18 protein-coding genes are annotated in these 17,538 nt (G+C 67.8%); 8 read left to right on the plus strand and 10 right to left on the minus strand.

From position 1 onward, the window contains the following. The first annotated feature begins 177 nt into the window (after nt 1–177). From ACIBX3_RS10500 to ACIBX3_RS10515, 4 genes are read left to right on the plus strand one after another with little or no spacing between them, the layout of a single operon-like run. A complete protein-coding gene (locus ACIBX3_RS10500) occupies nt 178–1,251 on the plus strand; it encodes an ABC transporter substrate-binding protein (protein ID WP_397115331.1) in 1,074 nt (357 codons plus the stop codon). A 17-nt stretch (nt 1,252–1,268) separates the two neighbouring features. Further along, a complete protein-coding gene (locus tag ACIBX3_RS10505; protein ID WP_397115333.1) occupies nt 1,269–2,060 on the plus strand; it encodes an ABC transporter ATP-binding protein in 792 nt (263 codons plus the stop codon). Further along, nucleotides 2,050–2,910, plus strand: coding sequence for an ABC transporter permease (locus ACIBX3_RS10510; RefSeq protein WP_397115335.1), 861 nt, complete (start codon nt 2,050–2,052; stop codon nt 2,908–2,910). Before ACIBX3_RS10505 ends, ACIBX3_RS10510 begins: the two co-directional genes overlap by 11 nt. A gap of 5 nt (nt 2,911–2,915) precedes the next feature. Continuing rightward, nucleotides 2,916–3,323, plus strand: coding sequence for an RrF2 family transcriptional regulator (locus ACIBX3_RS10515; protein WP_397115337.1), 408 nt, complete (start codon nt 2,916–2,918; stop codon nt 3,321–3,323). Nucleotides 3,324–3,465: 142 nt separating this feature from the next. Here the strand turns inward: ACIBX3_RS10515 and ACIBX3_RS10520 are convergent, their stop codons facing one another. Continuing rightward, the gene (locus tag ACIBX3_RS10520; RefSeq protein ID WP_397115339.1) at nt 3,466–5,160 is read right to left on the minus strand and encodes a thiamine pyrophosphate-binding protein; all 1,695 of its coding nucleotides are present in this window, start codon (nt 5,158–5,160) and stop codon (nt 3,466–3,468) included. Between the two features lie 176 nt (nt 5,161–5,336). After that, nucleotides 5,337–6,527, minus strand: coding sequence for an FAD-dependent monooxygenase (locus tag ACIBX3_RS10525; protein ID WP_397115341.1), 1,191 nt, complete (start codon nt 6,525–6,527; stop codon nt 5,337–5,339). Between the two features lie 144 nt (nt 6,528–6,671). Between ACIBX3_RS10525 and ACIBX3_RS10530 the strand changes: the two genes are divergently transcribed. After that, entirely contained in the window at nt 6,672–7,451 is a 780-nt protein-coding gene (locus ACIBX3_RS10530) for an IclR family transcriptional regulator (protein WP_397115343.1), read from the plus strand. 507 nt (nt 7,452–7,958) lie between these two features. Here ACIBX3_RS10530 and ACIBX3_RS10535 read toward each other — a convergent pair. Continuing rightward, complete coding sequence (locus ACIBX3_RS10535; RefSeq protein WP_397115345.1) at nt 7,959–9,668, minus strand: MFS transporter; 1,710 nt, start codon at nt 9,666–9,668, stop codon at nt 7,959–7,961. A gap of 418 nt (nt 9,669–10,086) precedes the next feature. On the opposite strand from ACIBX3_RS10535, the gene ACIBX3_RS10540 reads away from it, so the two are divergent. Together ACIBX3_RS10540 and ACIBX3_RS10545 are read left to right on the plus strand one after the other, a co-directional pair. Next, nucleotides 10,087–10,569: an SDR family NAD(P)-dependent oxidoreductase gene (locus ACIBX3_RS10540; RefSeq protein WP_397115347.1), complete on the plus strand. Its 483-nt coding sequence runs from the start codon at nt 10,087–10,089 to the stop codon at nt 10,567–10,569. Nucleotides 10,570–10,587: 18 nt separating this feature from the next. Then, nucleotides 10,588–10,692, plus strand: coding sequence for an SDR family oxidoreductase (locus ACIBX3_RS10545; RefSeq protein ID WP_397115349.1), 105 nt, complete (start codon nt 10,588–10,590; stop codon nt 10,690–10,692). Nucleotides 10,693–10,740: 48 nt separating this feature from the next. Here the strand turns inward: ACIBX3_RS10545 and ACIBX3_RS10550 are convergent, their stop codons facing one another. The 7 genes from ACIBX3_RS10550 to ACIBX3_RS10580 all read right to left on the minus strand — a co-directional run bounded on the left by ACIBX3_RS10550 (nt 10,741) and on the right by ACIBX3_RS10580 (nt 16,708). Beyond that, a complete protein-coding gene (locus ACIBX3_RS10550; RefSeq protein ID WP_397115351.1) occupies nt 10,741–11,169 on the minus strand; it encodes an iron-containing alcohol dehydrogenase in 429 nt (142 codons plus the stop codon). A 239-nt stretch (nt 11,170–11,408) separates the two neighbouring features. Continuing rightward, nucleotides 11,409–11,999, minus strand: coding sequence for a nuclear transport factor 2 family protein (locus ACIBX3_RS10555; RefSeq protein ID WP_397115353.1), 591 nt, complete (start codon nt 11,997–11,999; stop codon nt 11,409–11,411). Continuing rightward, complete coding sequence (locus tag ACIBX3_RS10560) at nt 11,999–13,489, minus strand: aldehyde dehydrogenase (protein WP_397115355.1); 1,491 nt, start codon at nt 13,487–13,489, stop codon at nt 11,999–12,001. The genes ACIBX3_RS10555 and ACIBX3_RS10560 overlap by 1 nt, the downstream gene beginning before the upstream one ends. A gap of 142 nt (nt 13,490–13,631) precedes the next feature. Further along, on the minus strand, nt 13,632–14,036 hold the full coding sequence (locus tag ACIBX3_RS10565; protein ID WP_397115357.1) for a nuclear transport factor 2 family protein: 405 nt from the start codon (nt 14,034–14,036) through the stop codon (nt 13,632–13,634). Further along, nucleotides 14,033–14,995 (minus strand): PDR/VanB family oxidoreductase, encoded by a 963-nt coding sequence (locus ACIBX3_RS10570; RefSeq protein WP_397115359.1) that lies wholly within the window; start codon nt 14,993–14,995, stop codon nt 14,033–14,035. The genes ACIBX3_RS10565 and ACIBX3_RS10570 overlap by 4 nt, the downstream gene beginning before the upstream one ends. A 9-nt stretch (nt 14,996–15,004) precedes the next feature. Next, a complete protein-coding gene (locus ACIBX3_RS10575) occupies nt 15,005–16,300 on the minus strand; it encodes a Rieske 2Fe-2S domain-containing protein (protein WP_397115360.1) in 1,296 nt (431 codons plus the stop codon). A 138-nt stretch (nt 16,301–16,438) separates the two neighbouring features. After that, nucleotides 16,439–16,708 (minus strand): hypothetical protein, encoded by a 270-nt coding sequence (locus ACIBX3_RS10580; RefSeq protein WP_397115362.1) that lies wholly within the window; start codon nt 16,706–16,708, stop codon nt 16,439–16,441. A gap of 38 nt (nt 16,709–16,746) precedes the next feature. Between ACIBX3_RS10580 and ACIBX3_RS10585 the strand changes: the two genes are divergently transcribed. Beyond that, nucleotides 16,747–17,388, plus strand: a complete 642-nt coding sequence (locus ACIBX3_RS10585; protein ID WP_397115364.1) for a TetR/AcrR family transcriptional regulator — start codon at nt 16,747–16,749, stop codon at nt 17,386–17,388. Nucleotides 17,389–17,538 lie beyond the last annotated feature (150 nt).

Here is a 17,538-nt window from a genome sequence, read left to right on the forward strand (position 1 = left end):
CCGACCGAGCGAAAATCCGTGAAGCGCTCGAGACCGGGCTACCCGACGGACCACTCACCGTCCCCGGCCCCTTTCTGTGCTACCTCACCATCGACAGAGGCCGACTTGACGTGACCGTGCGGGTAGGGCTATAAACTCCACAAAAGCTACTAAATAAGTGGGAAATAGGGAGAACTGATGTACGCACGCAGGGCTCGCGGGGTGGTGGCCGCACTGGCCGTCCTGGCGCTCACGACCGTGGCGGCGGCCTGCGGTGGCGGCGCAAGCGGGGGTAACGCAAGCGGGGGCGCGGCCGCCGGCGGCGGGCCGGCGGAGGTGCGGCTCGGGTTCTTCCCGAACATCACCCACGCCACCGCTCTCGTCGGCGTCGAGAAGGGCCTGTACGCCAAGCAGCTGGGAAGCGGCACGACGCTGAAGACCAGCACGTTCAACGCCGGCCCGGCGGCGATCGAGGCGGTCTTCTCCGGCGCGATCGACGCCACCTACATCGGCCCGAACCCCGCCATCAACGCCTGGTCCAAGTCCAAGGGGCAGGCCATCAAGATCGTCGCGGGCGCGGCGTCCGGCGGCGTCTTCCTGGTGGTCAAGCCGGGCATCAATACGCCGGAGGACCTCAAGGGCAAGAAGATCGCCACCCCGCAGCTCGGCAACACCCAGGACGTGGCGCTGCGTTACTGGCTGACCGAGAAGGGCATCAAAACCGACACCAAGGGCGGCGGCGAGGTCTCCATCGTGCCGCAGGAGAACTCCCAGACCGTTCAGACCTTCGCCACCGGCGACATCGACGGCGCCTGGGTGCCCGAGCCGTTCGCCAGCCGCCTCATCAAGGAGAGCGGCGGCAAAGTGCTGGTCGACGAGCGCGACCTGTGGCCGAACAAGCAGTTTGTGATCACCCATCTGATCGTCCGCCAGGAGTTCGCCAAGGAGCACCCGGAGGCCGTCCGAAAGCTCATCGAGGCGCACGTCGAGGCCAACGCCTTCATCAACTCCGACCCCGCCGGCGCCGCGCAGACCGCCAACGCCGCGCTGCAGAAGCTGACCGGCAAGCCGCTCAAGCCCGAGGTGCTCGACAGCGCGTTCAAGAACATCACTTTCACCAACGACCCGATCGCCTCCTCCCTCGTCGGCAGCGCCGAGCACGCCACCAAGGTCGGCCTGCTCGACCCGGTCGACCTGAACGGCATCTACGACCTGAAGATCCTTAACGAGGTCCTCGCCACCAAGGGCGAGTCCCCCATCTCGGACAAGTAAGCGACCCAGGAGATCCCATGACCGCTCCGCTGACGGAGCAGGCCGGCAGCCGCAACGGCGGGCACCAGCCCGCCGTGCGGCTGGAGGCCGTCTCCAAGATGTACGGCCAGGGCAAGACCGGCCTGCTGGCCCTCGATGACGTCGCCCTCGACGTGGCGCCGGGCGAGTTCGTCTGCCTGCTGGGGGCTTCAGGCTGCGGCAAGAGCACGCTGCTGTCGCTGGTCGCCGGGCTCGACGCGCCTACCGCCGGCCGCGTCGACGTCGACCGTGACCGGGTCGCGCTGATGTTCCAGGAGCCGGCGCTGTTCCCGTGGCTGACGGTCTCGGCGAATGTCGAGATGGCCCTGCGCGCCAAGAGCGTGGCCCGCAAGGAGCGCCGGGCTCGCGCGGCCGAGTTCCTGGAGATCGTGCACCTGGGCGGGTTCGGCGGCAAGCGCCCGCACGAGCTGTCCGGCGGCATGCGCCAGCGCGTCGCCCTGGCCCGCGCGCTCGCCCAGGACGCCGACGTGCTGCTGATGGACGAGCCCTTCGGCGCGCTGGATGCGATGACGCGCGACCTGCTCCACGACGAGCTGGAGCGCATCTGGCGCGAACGCGCCCTCGCCGTCCTGTTCGTCACCCACAACGTCCGCGAGGCCGTCCGGCTCGGCGACCGGGTGGTGCTGCTGTCCAGCCGACCGGGGCGGGTGGTCGAGGACTTCCCGGTGACGCTGCCCCGGCCCCGCCGCACCGACTCGGCCGAGGTGGCGGAGCAGGCCGCTGAGATCACCGACCGGCTGCGCCAGGAGGTCCTGCGTCATGGCCGTTGACACCCACGCCCGGCAGATCGCCGGGCTCGACGCCCTCGAACTCGCCGACCGCCGACGCGCAGGCCTGGCCACGCGCGCCTGGTCGGGGCTGTGGCCGGTGGCCTCGGCGATCGCCATCACCCTCCTCGCCTGGCAGGCGGTGGTCCTGGCCGGCTGGTGGCCGGAGTACGTCTTCGCCGGCCCGGTGACCACCCTGACCGAGCTGGGCCACCGCCTCGGGGAGGCCGAGTTCTACCAGGCCGTCGCGGTCACCATGCGCCGCGCCGTGACCGGCTTCGCGGCGGCCATCGCCGTCGGACTCGTCGTCGGTGCCCTCGTCTCGCGTATCCGGCCGCTGCGCCGGGCCGTCGGGTCGCTGATCACCGGGTTGCAGACCATGCCGTCCATCGCCTGGTTCCCGCTCGCCATCTTGTTGTTCGGGCTGAGCGAGAGTGCGATCCTGTTCGTCGTCGTGCTCGGCGCCGCTCCGTCCGTCGCCAACGGCCTGATCGCCGGCGTCGACTACACCCCCCCGATCCTGCTGCGGGCCGGGCACATGCTGGGCTTCCGCCGCCTCGCCCTGTACCGGCACGTCATCCTGCCCGCCTCGCTGCCGTCCTTCCTGGCGGGGCTCAAGCAGGGCTGGGCGTTCGCCTGGCGCTCCCTGATGGCCGGCGAACTGCTCGTCATCATCGCCAACCGGCCCTCCCTGGGGGAACAGCTGCACTTCGCCCGCGAACTGGCCGACTCGGCCGGCCTGCTCGCCACCATGATCGTCATCCTGGCCATCGGCATCCTCATCGACCGCCTCTTCGGCGCGGCCGACGGCGCGTTGCGGCGCCGCTGGGGCCTGCACCAGGTCACCGACTGAGCGGCATGCGGATCTCCGCCCGAACTCAATACGCCCTGCGCGCCGCCGCCGAACTCGCTGCGGCGCCGCCAGGACCTGTGCCGGCCGACAAGATCGCGGCAGCTCAGGGGATTCCCCGCAAGTTCCTCGACAACATCCTGCTCCAGCTCCGCCGCGCCGGTCTCCTGCACAGCCAGCGCGGCCCCGAGGGTGGCTACTGGCTGGCCCGTCCCGCCGCCGAGATCACGCTGGCTGACATCATCACCGTGGTCGAAGGCGTACCCGAGGGGAGCGACCACGGCGGGTACCCGGGCGTGGCCAGGCCGCTGGCGGACGTGTGGAGCGCCTTACGCGACCACGAGCAAGCCCTGCTCACCGAGATCACCCTCGCCAACGTCGCCGACGGCTCGCTGCCCGAGCCATCGGACCACTGAGGGACTTGAACCACATGCAGATGCCTTCACACTGACCGCCATCTTCCTGCTCGGCCAGAGGCGATCGGGGATGAGCAGGGCGTGACTTCCGACGTCAGTCGTGTCGTACACGGCGCTTCTTCGCGGTCACTCCGGAGGTGGCTCATGCGTCGATCTCGACGCCGCCGAACGGACCGCCGCCCATCAGGACGCGCTCCTCCGGAGGAATGGGCGCGAGGCTCACTCGCACGTCGATGCACGTCGGCCGGCGGGCCGCGAGGGCGGCCTCGATCGCCGGGCGAAGCTGGTCCATCTCTGTGACGTCGACGCCGTCTGCACCGAGAGCTTGTGCCACGCCGCTGTAGGAGCCGTTCTCCAGGCGGTTGTTGGTGACGCGGTCCCGTCCGAAAAGCCACTCCTGGGTGTGCAGGGTGGCGCCCCAGGCTCGGTTGTTGAGGACGATCACGATGACCGCAAGTCCCGCCCGGACGAGGGAGTCGAACTCGGCGAGGCTGTAGCCGACAGCGCCGTCGCCGGTGACGAGGATCGTCGCCTTGTCGGGCGCCGCGTACTGCGCTCCCAGAGCCACGCCGAAGTTGCTGCCCATCGAACTGAGGTAGCCGTGCCCAAGGTAGTGGGCCAGCGGCGCGAGCGCGATCGTCTCGGAGAGCCACAGCTCGGTCAGAGCGCCGTCGACGACCACGGTGGCCCTGTCGGGGACGCTCTCAGCGATCGTGCGGACCGCGAGGTAGGGGTGGATCGCGTCCTCGTACTTCTCGGTTTCGGCTGCAAGTGCGGATCGCCGGGCGGCCGAGACGTCTTGCAAGGTCGTGAGCCAGACGTCGCGTCCTGAGGGCACGGGGCTGTCGCCCAGGCGCTCATTCAGCAGGCTGATCGTGCCGACCGGGTCGGCCTGGATGCCGAGCTCGACATCCTGCAGACGGCCGAGCTCACGGCCGTCGGGGTCGATCTGGAATATCCGTGAGCTCTTCGGGAGCAGCCGGCCCGTGCCGAACTGGGTGGCCAGTCCGAAGCGCAGCCCGAGCAGAAGGACCAGATCGGGCCGCTCGTCCTCAGGGACGGTGGCCAGGGTCTGGAGGAGACCGACGTGCTGCTCGGAGCCGGCGATCGCCCCGAGGCCCTCGTAATCGGAGAAGAGGGGCACTCCAGTACGGGCGGCGAACTCGTGCAACCGTGCCCGTGCCTCGGCGGTGACGAAGGACTTGCCGACCAGCGCGATCGGCCGCTGGGCGGCGCTGAGCGCATCGAGGATCCGATCGACGCCACCGGCGGGAGCGATGCCGGTGCCGTCGATCTCAAGGCGGTAATCCTCGACCTCATCGACGTCGACCGGCTGGCGGAGGACGTCCCAGGGAATGTCGAGGAGCACCGGGCCCTTGGGCTCCGACTGTGCGATGCGGATCGCCTGGGCGAGCAGGCGAGGGATCAGCTCGGCACGGGTGATGCGGTGCGCGAACTTGGTGACCGGGGCTGCCATGGCGATCTGGTCGAACCCGGCCTGCTGGTCGTTGACCTGGTCCATCTCGAGAGGGCCGGACCCTGCGATGTAAAGGACGGGAGTCCGGTCCAGGTAGGCGTTGGTGACCGAGGTCAGGACGTTGGTGAAGCCGCCACCGGCCGTGACGACGGCGACACCCAGCTCCCCGGTGACCCGTGCATAGCCCTCGGCCGCGTGGCCGGCGTTCATCTCGTGACGCACGTCGACGATCCGAAGCTTGGCGTCCAGGGCATCCTGGAGGATGCCGTCGATGTGTGCCCCGGGCAGGCCGAAGGCCACGTTGACTCCAGCTCGCTGCAGTGTTCGCACGACGAGCCCACTACCGGTTGCCGCTACCATTCGCTGCTCTGCCTCTCTGGACGTACTCAGGGTTCAACAAAAGTCGCTGGGGACAGGGCCGCGTCTCGGGCCGCCCGTACCGGAGTCTCGGGTGTGGCCTGGGGCACGACAATGGCTGTGTTCGTTGGATGGCCAATGCCTCGTTCGACATCGAAAGGCCGAGGCGGCAGCGATCTTCATGAGACAGCGGTCTCGGGGTCGTACTCGTAGATCCAGCCGTTCGCCTTGAGTGGGTCGGCCTGCGAGTACGCCAGGTCGCGCGCCTGCTGCTCAGGGCCGTCCGGAAGGTGGTTGATGTGAGATCTTCCATGCGACACCTCCTGCAGGCGTGCCGTGCGGGGTCGACGTAGCTCTTCGTAGCGTCCCAGCGCCGCGATCGGGTTGTCCGGGTCCACCGCAAGGCAGAGGGCCAAGACAGCGCCGTCCTCGATCGCCTGGGCAGCGCCTTGGGCAAAGAACGGGAACATCGGGTGGGCCGCGTCACCCAGCAGGGTCGCGTTTCCACGGTTCCAGTGGTCGAGGGGCTCGCGGTCGAGCAACGCCCAGCGCCCCGGCGTGTCGGCCGCCGTGATCAGCTCCACCAGACGCGGATCCCAACCGGCGAACTCGTCGAGTAGTTCCTCGACCGTCGTGGTGGCCGTCCACGACTCGACACTGTTGGCCCCGGCAGGCGCGAAGGCGACGAGGTTGACGTACTCCTCGCCGGAGACCGGGTAGTGCACGAGGTGGTGGCCGGGGCCGATCCAGAGGGTCTGGGCGCGCCGCTTGGCGAAGCCGGGTGCCTTCGCCGCTGGTACGAGAGCCCGGAAGGCGCAGATGCCTGACTCCCCGGCGTGAGTCGGCCCGACGATGGCGCTGCGCACTCGTGAGTGGACCCCGTCGGCGCCGATGAGGATGTCCGGGCGAACCGACTCGCCATCCTGGAACTGAAGAACCGCCTGGTCGCCTTCGAATTCGACCGAGACGCAGGCCTTGCCGAGGTGGACCGAGCGCTCGGGGACAGCCGACCTCAAGGCGTCCAGCAGGTCGGCGCGATGGGCGGTGTAAGTGTGCTCGCCGTACAGGCGCACGCACGCCTCGTCCAGGTTCTCCGCGGAGAGGACGGTGCCGTCCTCCCAGCGCCGGAACTCCCAGCCGATCTCCATCTGGACCGCGCGCTTGATGAACCGATCCAGCACGCCGAGACGCCGGAGAAGGCGGGCGGCGTTGGGCGCGATCACCAGGCCGGCACCAACCTCGGTCAAGGCCGGCGCCTGCTCGTAGACGTCACTGTCGAAGCCCTTGTCGCGAAGGAAAGCCGCGGCAGCGAGGCCCCCGATGCCGCCCCCGAGGATCGCGATCTTGGGACCGTCTTCCGTACTCATCATGACCTTTCACTCCCGTGGACCTCGAGCGAGGTAGTAACAGGCTGCCTGCAAGAGTTCGGCAAAATGCGCATTGGGAGAACAGCTTCGTCCATCCAACGAACATAGAAGGTAGAGTGACTCGGATCACGAACGGAGGAGGGGTCTATGCCTCGCGCGAACGAGCCAGGGCGCTCAGTCAGCTCTCGACTGTGGGACCTACTGTTTGCCTTTGACCCCAACCACACCGAGCTGAGCCTCGCTGACCTGGTCCGGCGTACCGGCATGCCGCACGCCACCGCCAGGCGCCTCACGCTCGAACTCGTGGAGGTCGGCGCGCTGGAGCGCACCAGCGACAACCGGTTCGCGATCGGCTTGCCGCTGTGGCGCCTCGGGACCCTCGCGCCGCGCGCCGAGACGCTCCGTAGCGCCGCGCAGCCGTTCGTGGAGGACCTGTACACGGCTCTTCGCCAGCATGTGCAGCTGGCCGTCCTCCAGGGCGACCAGGCCGTGATCATCGAGCGACTGTCCGCGGTCAACGCCGTTGGTCTGACGTCGCAGGTCGGCGGCCATCTGCCCTTGCATTGCTCAGGTGTCGGCAAGGTACTTCTGAGCCACAGCAGTCCGGCCTTCATCGATGAGGTGTTGGCGGGAAGGCTGCAGCGCTTCACTCCCAAGACGATCGTGGATCCGGCCGAACTGCGTCGCGAACTGGCGTCCTGTCGCTCGACCGGAACGGTGGTCGTCAAGGAAGAGTTGAGCGAAGGGGCCGAGTCGGTTGCGACGCGCATCATCGATGGCCGCGGCAAAGTCGTCGCGGCTCTGTCCGTTGTGGTGGCTGCGGGCTCGATCAACCTGCAAGCGGCCGTTCCCTCGCTGGTCGCGAGCGGACTGGGATTGTCCAGGAGCCTCGGCTGGAGGCCGGGCATTCCGATTCGCACCTCGTAACCTTTCGAGGGGCGAGGAAACCAGCGCGTCATGCCGGCGGTTGCCGCCGGGAGAGCTGCCTGTGGCCGAGACGCCATCCCTCCTCGGTCGAGAACCACATCCGTGTGGCCACGGCCTGAACCAGGAACGGCGGCAGGTCGGGCGAGCGCCGCATGCGCATCTTCTGAAAGCACGTCACCATGGATGGCTGGCCCCCTGGTTCCAGGCACGTCACCTCGCTCGTCTGCGCCTCGATGGTGGGTCATCGCCCTTGGTGTTCGCGACGAGCCACGCCGCCTCCGCCTGAGCGACCGTGTCCGGCATGCGGACGTCGTTCCTACTGCTCGATCCTGGATGCGCGGAGGTCATCGTTCGGCTCCTGTCCGAGTGCGTCCGGTAGTCGTTATGCCTTGTACGCCGTGGCCTGCCGCAACTGCTGCTTCCGAGGAGGAGGAGTCGCGGCGGGCGCTCCGGTTGTCCTGGCCGGCCTGCTACCCGTGTCCCGGCGCCGGCCCGTTCGTCAGGCGGTCAGCCGTTGAGGGTGCGCGGGTCGTCTTCGAGATGAGCCTCGCCTACACGACCGCGCCTGCCCACGAGAGTGAGTGCCGCCGCCACGAGAGCAGCCACGCCACCGAGCACGTATGCGATGGAGTAACTGTGGCTGAGGGCGTCGAAAGCGACGTCCTTGAGCGGGTTGAAGGGCATGACCTGACCATCCGGCAGTGGGATGCCGGCCGGCACCGAGTTGGCGCCGAGCGGGCCCGAGGCTACGGCGTGAACTGCCGCCTCGAGCTGCGGTCTCTGATCCGCGGGAGCATTGACCGCAGATGCCTGGAAAGCCGCATAAGCGCTCCTCAGGTCGGGATTGCCGGCCAAGTTGCGGGCGATCTCCTTGGCGGCCTGGCCCAGCGCGACGGCACCGACGATCGCGGGGGCGAGGGCGAACCCGAGATCCCGGAACATGCTTGTGACACCGCTTGCCATGCCGGCGAGGTGGTTGGGCAACGTGTTGACCGCGACCGCACTGATCGCAGCGATTGCAAGTGCCGAGCCGACGCCGACGAAGATCAGAGGCACGACGATGGCGCCCAGTGCCCGATTGCTCGCCGGAACGGCGGCGAACCACAGCCCACCAGCGCCGATGAAGATCAGGCCGGCGAAGAGAACCCACCGGGGGTTGTAGCGCTCAAGCAGCTTGGAGGTGAGGGGCAACTGCACGAGGCCGATGCCTCCGAAGAAAAGGTAGGCGACGGAGCCCCACAGTGGACTGAACCCCTGGATAGCGGTGAGGCGGATACTGGTGGAGTACGCAATCGCGAGGAAGGCGAACATACCGATCAGGGTGACCACCGAGTTCATTGCGAATGCCCGGTTCTTGAACGCACTCAGGAGAAGGAGCGGCTCGGCCGCGCGACTCTCGGCGAAGACGAACAGCACGAGGAATACGGCCGCGACGATGAACGCGATGACGATCTGCGGGCTCCCCCAGCCACTCTCGGGGCCCTGGATCACGGCGTACATCAGAGTGAACAGGCCGAGCGCGGCAGTGATCTGACCCGGCCAGTCGATGGATCGGCCCTCGGGCGAGGCGGAGTTCTGGGCGAGGGTCAGCGACAGGACCACGCTCACCGCAGCGATGAGGAGGACACCGACGTAGGCCCAGCGCCAGTTCGCACTCCCAGCCCATCCCGTTTGGATCTCGGCGGCGACGCCTGCCAGCAGCGGCCCGAGGAAGCCGCCGACCGAAAGCGCAGTGGCCCAGATCGCCACGCCACGCGCGCGGGTGGCAGTGGTGTGCGTGCCGGCCGCCACCATGGCGAGGCTCGTCGGGAAGATGGCCGCAGCCCCGATGCCGTTGAGGAGTTGGGCAAGGACCAGCAACATCACCCGTGTGTCGGTCGAGGATCCCTCACCTGGCACCAGGACCGCGACAGCCGAGCCCACGACGATGAGCGCGGTGCCCCCGATGAGCAGGCGCTTGCGGCCGAACAGGTCACCGAACACGCCGAAGCCCAGTCCCAACGCAGCGACGGCAACCATGAAGACGTCGACGATCCAGGTCAGCTGGGCCGAGGACGGCGCGAGATCCTGCTGGATCAGCCCGGTGATGAGTGAGGGGACGGAAAGGGCTATCTGCGCAAGGCATACGGCGAGAACCACCGCGGCCAGAGTGCCTGGGCTCAGGGTGTATCGCCCGCCCTCTCCCCTTGCCGCACTGGATGCATCGATCTGAACCATGGCTGACTCCTTGCGCGCAAAGCGCTGCTGTCGGCACCGACGTTCGCCGCCGGACCTTGCTGTGGGTGCTTCTGTCTCGGCCATCCCGGCAACACCGCTGCCGAACCGCCTCAGGGGCCTTGCGGCTCCGAGTGGCTCTTCGACCGGACCTGACCCAGGACGCTCGGCGTGGTGGCCAACCCGCCGAGCAGCGACAACGTAGGTTGTGACCTCCGTCACGCTCAATGAGCATGTTCATTAGACGAACAGGCCACCCCTCGTCCGCAGCCTCGATGCGCAAGATTCATGGGTGACGGCCTTGCTGGGGCCGGCCGGGCTCGGGTGGCGCCAAGAAGCGCATCGCTTCTATGGAGAGGTCGCTACATGACGCCGTGTCCCGCTCCGGTTCCGTTCGGGTGCTGACCAAGGAGAAACGAGCATGGCTGGGAGACTGACGGGCAAGACTGCCGTCGTGACCGGGGGCAGTACCGGTATCGGGCAGGAGATCGCTCGTAGGCTTGCGTCGGAGGGAGCGGACATCGCGGTCGCGGACGTCAATCCGGCCGACGAGACGCGGGAACTCGTTGCGGGAACCGGCCGGCGATTCTTCAGCGACAAGGTCGGCGTCTCGGATGAGGACGCGATCCATGGGTTTGCTGCGCGGGTCCGAAGTGAGCTCGGCGCCGCCGATATCCTGGTGAACAACGCGGCCGCTGTTCTGCTGGCCGATATCGACCACGTGACCTTCGACGAGTGGCGTCGCACCTTCGCCGTCAACGTGGACGGCGCCTTCCTGACCACCAAGGCGTTCCTGCCAGATCTGAAGGAGTCCAGGTCGGGACGGATCATCAACACCACCTCCTCGAGCTACTGGACTCCGAGCCTCCATTCGTCTCTTATGTCTCCGCCAATGGCGCGCTGAACGGATTCACCTCTGCAGATGCCGGCCGACGTCTCGGGCGTCGTGGCGTTCCTCGCCTCCGACGACGCCGCGTTCATCACGGGGCAGATCATCGCGGCGGACGGTGGCAGCACGCGACGCTAGGACTAGCTGTCAGGCAATGAGCGACTGTGGACCTGGCGTTGGCTGTCATCATGCGTCCCGAAGCAGCACGGAGCATTGACGGAGCAGGTAACTTCGTCTTTCCGCGTGGGTCTGGGCGTGCGGGAGGTTGAACATGCCGCCGAGGACGTGGCAGATCTTGTGATGCATCCCGGAGCCGGCCGAGGCGAACGCGACAGCGGCGAGGTAGGCGCCGTACAGCATCTGCTCGATGCCCTCGACGCTCGCCGAGTCGTCGGCCACCACCGGCAGGCCGGTCGCCAGTCCGCGGATACCCTCCTGCGCCGGCGCGCGGTCGATCGGGTCGGTACGTGGCCCCCACATCGAGTCCACGCAGTGCGCCATCGCGTTCAGGCCGCTGGCCACGGTCATCTCGCCGGGCAGCGTGGTCAGCAGACTGGCGTCGTACACGATCGACGCGGGCAGCACCTTGCCGTCCACACCGGGTCTTGGTCTCACCCTGGGTCAGGCCCCAAACGTTGGTCGCCTCGGAGCCGGCGTACGTGGTGGGTACCGCGACGATCGGCAGCACGACCGGGATCTCCTTGGCGATCGGGTCGGCCGGCTCCTTCTCGCGGTCCGACGCGATCAGCATGACCTTGGAACCGCCGAGCGCCTCGATCTCCGCCGCCACGGCGACGGCGACTCCCCGGCCGCGAACACCACGCGCTGGGGAACGGTCTCGTGTGTGAACCTCATCAGGCCCCCGCCAGCCATTGCCTGCCTTCCGAGTAGAGCTGTCCGACTGCTGTGCCGGTGAGGCCGGGAAGCCCGTCCCGCACCGTGAAACCCGCCTTGGTCTGCAGGTAGGCCAGGTGCCGATAGCCGGTCGGGAAGCGGTTCAGGAACTCGGGATCCAACGTCAGTGAGGCAGCGGGGTCGACGACGTCGAGCCGGTCCTTCTCGTAGATCGGCTGCCGACGCACGATGGTCCAGCGCCCCTCGTGGCGGGAAAGGAAGTCGTAGAAGCGACCGGTGCAGACGACATCGACCTCGACGCCGTCGATGCTGGCGCGCTGGTTGATAGTCATCTTCGTCTGAGCGATGGCTCGGTCGCCGACGATGTCCGCGGTGTGGCCACCCAGGAAGTGGAGGATGCTGACTCCGTTCTCGAAGCCTTCCCGACTGGCCTTGATGAAGGCGGTGGCGCTTCCCTGGAACCAGGTGGCGCTCATCCAGCCATCGCGCGGATGCCAGACCGTGGCGAAGCGGCTCCACTCCCCGGCATCGCGCCACAGCGCCCAGTTCTCGATGAGCTGCCGGATCTCGTGGCGGTCGTGGTCGGTCATCAGATGGGGTAGTGGCGGGATCCGGACTGGATGGTGATCCAGCGCAACTCGGTGAACTCCTCCAGCGCGGCGCGTGAGCCGAATCGACCCCAGCCGCTGGCGCCGACACCACCGAAGGGCATCCGGGGCTCGTCGTGCACGGTGGCGCCATTGATGTGGCAGATGCCGGACTTGATCCGGCGAGCCACGTCGAGCGCCGCAGCCGCGTCCTTGCCGAAGACCGCGGCAGAGAGCCCGTACTCGGTGTCGTTGGCAACCGCGACGGCTTCGTCGGTTGAATCCACCTCGATGATCGAGACCACCGGTCCGAAGGACTCCTCGCTGTAGACGCGCATGTCCGGCGTGACACCGCGCAGCACGGTGGGCTTCACGAACAGGCCGTCGGCCGTGCCACCGGTCAGGATCTGCGCACCCTTGGCACGGGCGTCCTCGATCAGCGCGATCACGTGGTCGCGGGCGCCGGCGTGGACCAGCGGACCGATCTGTGAGGTGGGGTCGCTCGGGGGTCCGACGACAAGCTTGGAGGCACGCTCGGCCAGGCGGGAGGAGAACTCGTCGGCGACAGCTTCATTGACGATGACGCGCTCGGTCGACATGCAGATCTCGCCCTGGTTCATGAAGGCACCGAAGCTGGCCGCGGCGGCGGCCTCCTCCAGATCCGCGTCAGGAAGCACCACGAAAGGCGCTTTGCCGCCGAGCTCGAGGAGCACACGGGTCAGGTAGCGACCGCCGAGTTCGCCGATGATACGGCCGACCCGGCTGGATCCGGTGAAGTTCACGCGGGTCACGGCGGGGTGGGCGATCAGAGCCTCGACGACGCTCGGACCGTCCTCGGGCGCGTTGCTGATGAGGTTGACGGCGCCGGCGGGCACGCCGGCATCGTGCAGCACCTGGACGATGGCGGCCTGGGTCAGCGGCGTCTGCTCGGAGGACTTCAGCACCACGGTGTTGCCCCACACCAGCGGCCACACGATGGCGCGCACGCCGAGGATCAGCGGTGCGTTCCACGGTGCGATGCCGACGACGACGCCGACCGGCTGACGCACGCCGAGGGCGGTGAGGCCGGGCACGTCCGACGGAATGACCTCGCCGACGGCCGAGTAGGCCTGGGCTGCCGCCTCGACGAGCATGCCCTTCGCGACGTGCACGTTGAAGCCGCACCAGGGGAGGGTGGCGCCCATCTCGCGGCTCATCGCGGCGACGATCTCGTCGGTGCGCTCGCCGAGCAGGACGGCTGCACGCTCCAGAACCGACCGCCGTGCGGCCGGAGGAAGGCTCGACCACTCCGGAAAGGCGGCCGCCGCCGCGTCCACCGCGAGGTTGACATCCTCGACGGAGGCCGCCGCCACCCGCGCGATCGGTTCACCGGTCAGGGCCTCGGTCGTCTCGCAGTAGCGGCCGTCCTTGGCCGCGACGTGCTCCCCTGCGATGAAGAGGTCGCTCGTCCGGACCGCGCCGGACGTGGGTGCCTCGATCTCAGTAGCTGACATGTGTTGCCTTACCTCCACAACAGCGGCGATCGCCGTACGAACCATTCATGTCGAACTCTCTGTGGCCGGCGTCACGCCCAGAACCCTCTTGTCCATTCATCGAACAGCAGCGTGAGGGTTATGCGGTCGGCCTTCGGGGACGTCAGACCGGCGGGAAGCGCCTGCCCAAGTGCATGTGTGCCAAGCGCCAGCCCTCTGCGGTCTCCTCCCAGACCTTCGTCACCGTCTCTTGCATCGGGAACGGCGGGAGATTCTGGTCGAGGACGGTGTGCATCTCATGGAAGCACGTGGTGGTCGCGGTGTTGCCACGCACTGTGATGTTGAGCTCCGTGGCCTTCGCGGCGACGGAGCGGCGGTGGGTCACATGGAAATGGGCCCAGGTCTCCCGGTCGTCGACCTTCCCGACCGGGCCATGGACGACGCGGCTGTCCTCGAGCATGAGGGGGATCAACGCTTTCTCGCCCTCGACGAGAGCCACGAGCCATGCGGCCTCTGCCTGCTCGATCTCCTGGACGGTCGCGGTGGTTGCGGTGGACGTGGTCGTCATAGGTCGAGCTCCAGAATCGGTGAATGTGCTCGCGATGAGCACGTGGTGAACATGCCGTCGGCGCGCTCACGATCGGTCAGGATGTCGTCGCGGTGGTCGGGCTCTCCGGCGAGTACGCGCACGATGCACTCACCGCAGATTCCCTGCTGGCACGAGAAGGGGGCGTCGACGTCGTTGGCGAGCAGGACGTCGAGGATGCTCTCGCCTTCCTTGATCTCGTACTCGCCGCCGGTCCTGGCGAGCCGCACCGTGAAAGCCCCGCCGGCTGCGTGCGGGTCGGCGTCCTCCACGGGTGTGAAGCGCTCCTTGTGGATCGCTTCGGCAGGCCATCCCGCTCCGGCTGCGGAGGAGATCACGAAGTCCATGAAGCCCCCGGGACCACAGACGTAGATCGCCGTCTCGGGGTCGGGCCGGCCGATGTCGGTGGCAGTGCTGAATCGCTGGTCGTCCGGGCCGTCGTCGAAGTGGAGCCGAACGTGAGAGTTGTTCTCCAACTCGTCGACGAACGCTGAATCTGCCCGGCTTCGAGCGCAGTAGTGCAACTCGTACTCCGCGCCCCTGGCTTCGAGCGCGTGCGCCATGGCCAGCAGGGGAGTGACGCCGATACCGCCGGCCACCAGCAGATGGCGACGTGCCTCGCCCGAGACTCCGAACCTGTTCCGCGGACGGGAGATCCGCAGCCTGTCGCCCTTGCGGAGCCGATGCATCCCCAGCGAGCCGCCGCGCGACGCCGTCTCGGCCAGCACCGCCAGCCGATATCGGGTGCGGTCGTGCGGCGGCCCGCACAGGGAGTACTGGCGGACCAGCCCCGCGGCACCGTCCACAAGTACGTCGACATGGGCGCCGGCGGCGAACACCGGGAGCTCCACGCCGTCGGGACTGACCAGGTCGAGCACCACGATCCGGGCAGTTGCGTCGCGCCGGGCGTCCACGATGGTGTCGAGCCACTCGTTGCTCATTGTTCTTGCTCAGACTCCAGCGGTGGCCGGCGCGTCAGCGTTACCGCCCGCCGGGCGCTCGCTGATGGTGAAGAGGCCGGACTCGATGTTGTGGACCTCCGACGCGTCGCGGATGATGTTGATCGGGTCGCGCCCGGCCTCGACGTCGTCGGCCATCGCGAGCAGCATGCGACGCAGCATGACAACGCCGCGGTCTCCGGTGGCCAAGGTCTCCTCGGAGTCCAGAGTGATCGCTCCCTGCGAGGACTGGGCCTCCACGTCACCGGGGAACTCGTGGCGCTCCTCGTCGGTCAGCTCGTGGTTCTGCTTGCCGTTCTGCGTGATGCCGATCACGAAGCGGACCATGCGCTCGGGATCGTTCGTGCGGATCGAGAAGAAGAGCCGGTGACTGGTGTCGTCGGAGGGCACGACCCACAGCAACTGGTCCGGGCGACCGTCGGGGATGATCTTCACGAAGTCCGGCAGGCCGAAGACGTTGGGAAGCTGTTGCTCGACCGCGAAGGCGTACTCGGTGACCTCGCCGTCCTCGCCCTCGACCTCGAATCGCTGGGTGTACTTCACGCCGTGGTCGGTGCGCTCGTACGTCAGGCGCTCGGCGATGGTGGCCGGGTCGAAGAAGTTCTCGGGGTAACCAAAGGTGCCGGTGCCCATCATCTGGTATCCGCTGTGCGTGGAGTGGAGCCAGGTGACGTGCGTCGGGTCGGCGGAGTTCTCGTAGATGTTGAGCCAGCTGAAGTCCGCCGGCATGCCGGTGATCGCGGCGTGGGGGACCGGCCAGCTGGCGAAGTACCTCTCGTCCTCTGCGGGGTTCTCCAGCGCGTCGTAGCGGGGGAGCTCGGGCTTGAGCTCGGGCGGGCCCATGTAGACGAAGACCAGGCCGTAGCGCTCCGCGACGGGGTACCACGGCTGACGGACGGCGTCGCGCCTGCGCCCCAGGCCCGGCTCGCATGCCTGCTCGATGCAGTGGCCCTGGACGTCGAACTTCCAGCCGTGGTAGCAGCAGCGGATGCCGTCGTCCTCGACGCGGCCGTAGTAGAGGCTGGCGCCGCGGTGGGCGCAGCGCTCGATCACGACACCGGGCTTGCCCTGCCCGTCCCGGAACACGACCAGGTCCTCGCCCAGCACGCGGGTCTTCTGCGGCAGGGCACCGGCGATGAGCGCCTCCGAGCTGGCGATCGGATGCCAGTAGCGACGCAGCGCCTCGCCCATGGGCTTGCCGGGCCCGACCTCGCGCAGGCGGGCGTTGTATGAGGGCTTCGGACGACCGTAGCCCGTGCCGGTGTCGACCTCTGAAGTGGTGGTCATGGTCTTGTCTCCCGTGCAGCTTGGGCGCACAGCCGATGGCGCGTGCAGGGGTCCTGAAGCGATCACCTGCGAGGGGGCCGTGATGTGCGACCATCAAATGTAAATCTTGACTCACATTCGCATTTGCCCCGCAGTGTGTCAAGGGTCACTTTCAAGTACTCCCTTGGCCTCATCAGGCGGGACGTCCCGCACGGCGCCGGGGTCGAGTCGGTCGTCCACACGGTGTCGTGCCAGAAGTGCGTGTCCATCGCCGGCGCCCGGAACCACCCGCTTGATCTGCGGCAGTGCGGCCCGCAGCCGCTTGTCGTAGCCGAAGTCCCGCGGGATGAACGGGAACATCTCCCGGTAATGGGCCCGCACGTGCCGCAGCCACCGGGCCTCGCGGTGGAAGCCCGGGAGCGCCCGCATCACCGCCAGGCTCGTCCAGCTACCTTTACGCTGGGGTGGTGAGTACCGAACAGTCGCTCGATCTGCCGCCGGCGCAGCAGGCGCGCAGCCAGCTGACCCAGAAGCGGATCCTGGAGGCAGGTACGGCCCTCCTTGAAGAGGGCGGCACCGAGGCGCTCACTGTTGCGGCCGTCGCTTCTCGAGCGGGCGTCTCGGTGGGCAGCGTCTATCGGCGGTTCGGCGACAAGGATCGCCTGCTCGCGGCTCTGCAGCACGACATGATCGATCAGTTTCGCGCTGACATCATTCACCGATTCACTCCGCAGCGCGCAGATCCGGCCGCGCTGGTCGCCTCGGCGGTCGCCGGGTTCACCGAGACGTTTCAAGCGCACGAGCGCCTGATGTGCGTCTTCATCACCGCGGGCACCACCGATCCCGCAGTGGCTCGAGCCGGGTCCGAGGCCAGCATTGACGCCGGCCATGTCTTCCGGCGATTCCTGGAGCCGATCATGCCGATGATCGAGGCGCCAGAGCCGGAGTTGCGCCTGGATGTCGTCTATCGCTTGGTGTACGGGGCCTGTCTGAACCGCGTGCTGAACGGCGAACGATTCGAGTCCGAACGCCCACTGACGTGGGATCAACTCACCGACGAGCTCGTGAACGTTGCCTGCCTGTACCTGCTCGGCACGCCGGCGCAGTGAGCTCTCCGAGCCTTCTGATGCGAATGTGATTACTGCTTCACATTTGGGCCGGGTGGCGACATACTGGGCGGGCTCCTGGCGCCTCCGGAATCAGCGATCGCCTCGGCTGAGGGCGCCCAAGGACTCCACGGAAGACGGCCGGTTGACCGT

This window comes from Nonomuraea sp. NPDC049480, from assembly GCF_044465905.1.
Taxonomy (GTDB): Bacteria; Actinomycetota; Actinomycetes; order Streptosporangiales; family Streptosporangiaceae; genus Nonomuraea.

Bases quoted from the DNA above. Each gene is read 5' to 3' on its own strand.
- ACIBX3_RS10520 (WP_397115339.1), bottom strand. From the start codon at position 5,160: ATGGTAGCGGCAACCGGTAGTGGGCTCGTCGTGCGAACACTGCAGCGA.
- ACIBX3_RS10500 (WP_397115331.1), top strand. From the start codon at position 178: ATGTACGCACGCAGGGCTCGCGGGGTGGTGGCCGCACTGGCCGTCCTG.
- ACIBX3_RS10510 (WP_397115335.1), top strand. From the start codon at position 2,050: ATGGCCGTTGACACCCACGCCCGGCAGATCGCCGGGCTCGACGCCCTC.
- ACIBX3_RS10580 (WP_397115362.1), bottom strand. From the start codon at position 16,708: ATGCGGGCGCTCCCGGGCTTCCACCGCGAGGCCCGGTGGCTGCGGCAC.
- ACIBX3_RS10535 (WP_397115345.1), bottom strand. From the start codon at position 9,668: ATGGTTCAGATCGATGCATCCAGTGCGGCAAGGGGAGAGGGCGGGCGA.
- ACIBX3_RS10575 (WP_397115360.1), bottom strand. From the start codon at position 16,300: ATGACCACCACTTCAGAGGTCGACACCGGCACGGGCTACGGTCGTCCG.
- ACIBX3_RS10545 (WP_397115349.1), top strand. From the start codon at position 10,588: ATGCCGGCCGACGTCTCGGGCGTCGTGGCGTTCCTCGCCTCCGACGAC.
- ACIBX3_RS10565 (WP_397115357.1), bottom strand. From the start codon at position 14,036: ATGACGACCACGTCCACCGCAACCACCGCGACCGTCCAGGAGATCGAG.
- ACIBX3_RS10530 (WP_397115343.1), top strand. From the start codon at position 6,672: ATGCCTCGCGCGAACGAGCCAGGGCGCTCAGTCAGCTCTCGACTGTGG.
- ACIBX3_RS10570 (WP_397115359.1), bottom strand. From the start codon at position 14,995: ATGAGCAACGAGTGGCTCGACACCATCGTGGACGCCCGGCGCGACGCA.
- ACIBX3_RS10505 (WP_397115333.1), top strand. From the start codon at position 1,269: ATGACCGCTCCGCTGACGGAGCAGGCCGGCAGCCGCAACGGCGGGCAC.
- ACIBX3_RS10515 (WP_397115337.1), top strand. From the start codon at position 2,916: ATGCGGATCTCCGCCCGAACTCAATACGCCCTGCGCGCCGCCGCCGAA.
- ACIBX3_RS10525 (WP_397115341.1), bottom strand. From the start codon at position 6,527: ATGATGAGTACGGAAGACGGTCCCAAGATCGCGATCCTCGGGGGCGGC.
- ACIBX3_RS10555 (WP_397115353.1), bottom strand. From the start codon at position 11,999: ATGACCGACCACGACCGCCACGAGATCCGGCAGCTCATCGAGAACTGG.
- ACIBX3_RS10560 (WP_397115355.1), bottom strand. From the start codon at position 13,489: ATGTCAGCTACTGAGATCGAGGCACCCACGTCCGGCGCGGTCCGGACG.
- ACIBX3_RS10540 (WP_397115347.1), top strand. From the start codon at position 10,087: ATGGCTGGGAGACTGACGGGCAAGACTGCCGTCGTGACCGGGGGCAGT.